Source organism: Xanthomonas axonopodis (genome assembly GCF_001304695.1).
GTDB lineage: Bacteria > Pseudomonadota > Gammaproteobacteria > Xanthomonadales > Xanthomonadaceae > Xanthomonas > Xanthomonas axonopodis.
The window spans coordinates 1-3,710 of the sequence record NZ_JFAQ01000247.1; the positions used below are offsets into that span (position 1 = coordinate 1).

Here is a 3,710-nt window from a genome sequence, read left to right on the forward strand (position 1 = left end):
GAGAGCATGCACCTGCGCATATAGTTCCTCGGCACTTGTTGTCGAATCGGCGACGGTGCTGCGCTTCACGATTTCGTCCAGCTCTAGAAGGATAGCGTCGGCATAGTTTACCGCCGAGGCTGGATTGATTCGCGCTAGCGTCGCCAGATTTGAGGCGGGGTCGATCTTGGCCACCATCATGACAGCGCTCCGGCGCAGGGCATGTCTGGCTCTAAGTTCCGGCCGGTGCGCCTGGCCAAGACAGCGGCGCTAGTTCGCACTCGTAAATTTCCCAATTTTCATTTCCTACCTATGCACCCAGGCTGTGCTTGGGCCGTTCCCGCTTGCCCGGATTTCGGGTGGATCCAGCTGGGGCGCCTGTTGACAACCATCGAATCTTGATAAACGATGGATCGTAATTTCAATTACGCATAAACGAATTTAGCCAATGGCACTCCGAATTCTGGCACTTCTGACCGGGTTGTTCAGCGCGATGATCGCACCAAACGCGCCCGCACAGTCCGTTCAGGATTTTGAAGCCCAGGCCCGTCAATGTGCACCGAGCGTCCACCCCGCCACCCTCGCCGCAGTCGTTAAGACCGAATCCAGCTTCCGGCCCTACGCCATCAACATCAACGGCAGCCGGCAATTGCCGCGCCAGCCGGCGAACCAGGCAGAAGCCATCGCCACGGCCGAATACCTGTTGGCCAACGGTTACAACTTCGATTCCGGCCTGGGACAAATCAACAGCACGAACGTCCGTAAGTTCGGCATGGCCTGGACGGAAGTGTTTGAGGCGTGCGCCAACCTGAAGGCGGCGGCCCGTGTCCTGACCGGATGCTTCGTGCGCGCCTCCGATGGCGAACCGAACGATCAAGCGGCGCTGCGCAATGCGCTGTCCTGCTACAACACCGGCAACTTCACGCGCGGGCATGCCAATGGCTATGTCGGCCGCGTCGAACGCTCTGCCGGCACGACTCCTGCGGCCGTGGTCCCGGCGCTGCTTCCCGATGGCCTATCCCCCGAACCGGCGGTGGCCACGGTCGCAGGAACCACCCCGCCGACCCCGCGGCTCGCCCCCGACGTTGCCCATGACACTTTTGGCCGGGGGCGCAGCGACGCCTTCGGCCGGGCTTCCGCCAGGGCGCGCATGGAACGCGAAATGCAAAGCGAAACAGCCGCAGCCGTAGCGGTTACCACGCCATCAGCAGAGGAGGGGCTACCGATAACTCTCACGGATCGGATGTTGAAAAATGACTAGTCATAATGTCAACTTTGAAAAGGACAAACCCCAAGGCTGCGCTTACGCTGGCTCGTTTACCACGGCCAACGGGAGCGCCACCAATGAAGCTTGTTCAATCGCCGGAACTCGATCTGCTTCTTTCTCAAAGCACCATCGAGGAATGCATGGTAATCGAAACAAAGGAACGCGCGTGGACGTTTGTTCTGCACGTGCGCAATCACAAGGACGGGTCGGTATCGGAATACCGGCTTGTGAGCCAAAGGGGGCGGAAGCGGGAATGGAGCGATCCACGCGCAATGTTCCGGTTTCTACGCGACCACTACAACGTACAAAAAGGACACTTCCAACTGAGGTAGATATGAAAGGCACCGCACGTTTCGCCTATTACAGGACTGCTGTCGCTTCCTACCTGCTCCTGGCATTTGTTGCCGCCGACGCCCACGCCCAAGGGCTGGCCAAGGCCAAAGGTTTCCTGACCTTGCTCAAGGACAACCTGTTGGCCTTCATTCCCATCATCGCCATCTGCGCCGGCCTGGTTCTGGTCATGCTCTACTGGTTCAACGTGATCCAGAAAGAGGGTTTCATCAAGTGGATCGTGGGCCTGATCTTCGCCGGCTCCGTCTCTGAAATCGTTGCGCTGTTCGTCACCTAAAGTTCGGGTGACGAACATGGACGACAACGACAACAAGCCTGCAACGTCGTTCCCACTGTACAAAGGCGCAACGCGCACTCCCATGTTCATGGGGGCGCCTTTGCTTCCTTTGATTCTCGCCGTTTTCTGCGTCTTTATCGTGGCGATGACGGTAAGCATTTTCTGCTGGCTGCTGCTCATCCCGATCATTTTCGTCATGCGGCAAATCGTCAAGCACGACGACAAGGCGTTCGGCATTTGGGGCCTGTGGATCGACACCAAGCTCCGCAACACCAACAAGAGGTTCTGGAACGCCTCGTCGTATGCGCCGGCTACGTACAAGCGCAAAAGGAAAAACTATGTCCGCTGAAATTGCCGCGAGAAAGGAACTGGACGCCGAGAAGGGCATTTCCAGCTTCATCCCGTACACCAGGCACGTCACCGACACGATCCTGGGAACCGCGGCCGGCGACCTGCTGACCGTGTTCAAGCTGGCCGGCCGCTCGCACCTTAGCGCCGACTACGAAACGCTTATGAACTGGGTGTGCGACCTGAACACCGTGTTCAAGGGCGTGGCCTCCGACCACCTGGCGCTGTGGACCCACATGGTCCGCCGCCGGGTGACGGAGTATCCCGAGGCGCACTACGACAACACCTTTTGCGCGCAATTCGACAAGAAATACCGGGGCATGTTCACCGAGAAGTCGCTCATGGTGAACGAGCTTTATTTGACCGTGATCCATCGTGCGATGCCTGACAAGACGCTGGCGATCCTGGCCAAGTTTGAGAAGCAAAGCACGCAAGAGAAGGTCGAACGCCAGCAGTCCGCGGTGAAGGACCTGGAAGAACTGCAACGCCTGTTCCTGTCGTCGCTCAAGCGCTACGGCCCCGAAGTGCTGGGCACCTACAAGTGCGTCCACGCGCTGGCCGACGTGACGGCCGACGATGGCTCCATGCATCAGGAGGAACAGCGCATCGAGTTGGCCGCTTGGTGGGAGCGCAATCGGGCCAGGTTCCCCCGCCAGCCCAACGACGACCGTAGCGAACTGGCCTTCGCGGAAGCCGGGGCGGCGGCCGACGATCTGCCCGTGTATCTCTACTCGCGGCCCGCCGAGTTCCTGGCCCGCCTGGTCAACGGCGAACAGCTGCCGATGCCGGTCACCTTCCAGCACTTCCGCGAAACGATGCCGCAGAACCGCATCAATTTCTCGTCCTGGGGCGAGTTGGGCGAGATTCGCACGCCCACGCGCACGCGCTTCTTCGGCATAGTGGAGGTCTTCGACTACGAGAAGCGCAGCGAGCCGGGCCACCTCAACAAGTTCCTGAAAACGCCGTATGAGTGCGTGCTGACCCAAAGTTTTTCGCTGCTGTCGCGGCACGCGGCCAGGGGCCAGCTGGAACGCCACCGGCAACACCTGGTGGACTCCAACGATCCGTCCGGCAACCAGGTCCGGGAACTGTCCTTCGCGCTGGACCAGCTTATGGCCGGCGAGTTCGCCTTTGGCGAGCATCACGCCACGCTGACCGTCTTCGGCGACACGCCGGCCGAAACCCGCGATCTGCTGGAAAAAGCGCGCTCGGCCTTCTTCGACGTAGCCATCGTTCCCCAGGTGGTCGGCCTGGCGCTGGAAGCCGCGTACTGGGCGCAGCTGCCGTGCAACTGGAAGTACCGCCCGCGTCCTGCGCCGATTTCGTCGCAGAATTTCCTTAGGGCAACGCTGATCAAGCCCCGTTCCCGCGTTTCGCGGGAGGTTGGATGCACATAGACGATGGGGCGCGTAGATCGCTTTGCCCATTCAGGGCAATCCCGGTGATCGAGGCCTCTGTTGGGAGGCCTCTGTGCTTCATGTGGGCAAC

Annotated in this window: 5 protein-coding genes and 1 pseudogene; 5 read left to right on the top strand and 1 reads right to left on the bottom strand. The window is 60.2% G+C overall.

All coding sequences use genetic code 11. The features are described 5' to 3' along the window. Positions 1-180, bottom strand: a pseudogene (locus tag XAXN_RS18795) (hypothetical protein); the annotation flags it as partial. Positions 181-427: 247 nt separating this feature from the next. Here XAXN_RS18795 and XAXN_RS18800 point away from each other — a divergent pair. From XAXN_RS18800 to XAXN_RS18820, 5 genes are all read left to right on the top strand, one after another. Further along, on the top strand, positions 428-1,240 hold the full coding sequence (locus XAXN_RS18800; RefSeq protein WP_054320659.1) for a lytic transglycosylase domain-containing protein: 813 nt from the start codon (positions 428-430) through the stop codon (positions 1,238-1,240). An 83-nt stretch (positions 1,241-1,323) separates the two neighbouring features. Then, entirely contained in the window at positions 1,324-1,578 is a 255-nt protein-coding gene (locus tag XAXN_RS18805) for a hypothetical protein (protein WP_054320660.1), read from the top strand. Positions 1,579-1,580: 2 nt separating this feature from the next. Further along, positions 1,581-1,874: a TrbC/VirB2 family protein gene (locus tag XAXN_RS18810; RefSeq protein ID WP_054320661.1), complete on the top strand. Its 294-nt coding sequence runs from the start codon at positions 1,581-1,583 to the stop codon at positions 1,872-1,874. Positions 1,875-1,890: 16 nt separating this feature from the next. Next, complete coding sequence (locus XAXN_RS18815; protein WP_054320662.1) at positions 1,891-2,223, top strand: VirB3 family type IV secretion system protein; 333 nt, start codon at positions 1,891-1,893, stop codon at positions 2,221-2,223. Continuing rightward, positions 2,213-3,619 carry a VirB4 family type IV secretion/conjugal transfer ATPase gene (locus XAXN_RS18820; protein WP_241148207.1) on the top strand — a complete coding sequence of 469 codons (1,407 nt, stop codon included), beginning with the start codon at positions 2,213-2,215 and terminating at the stop codon, positions 3,617-3,619. The genes XAXN_RS18815 and XAXN_RS18820 overlap by 11 nt, the downstream gene beginning before the upstream one ends. Positions 3,620-3,710: the final 91 nt, after the last annotated feature.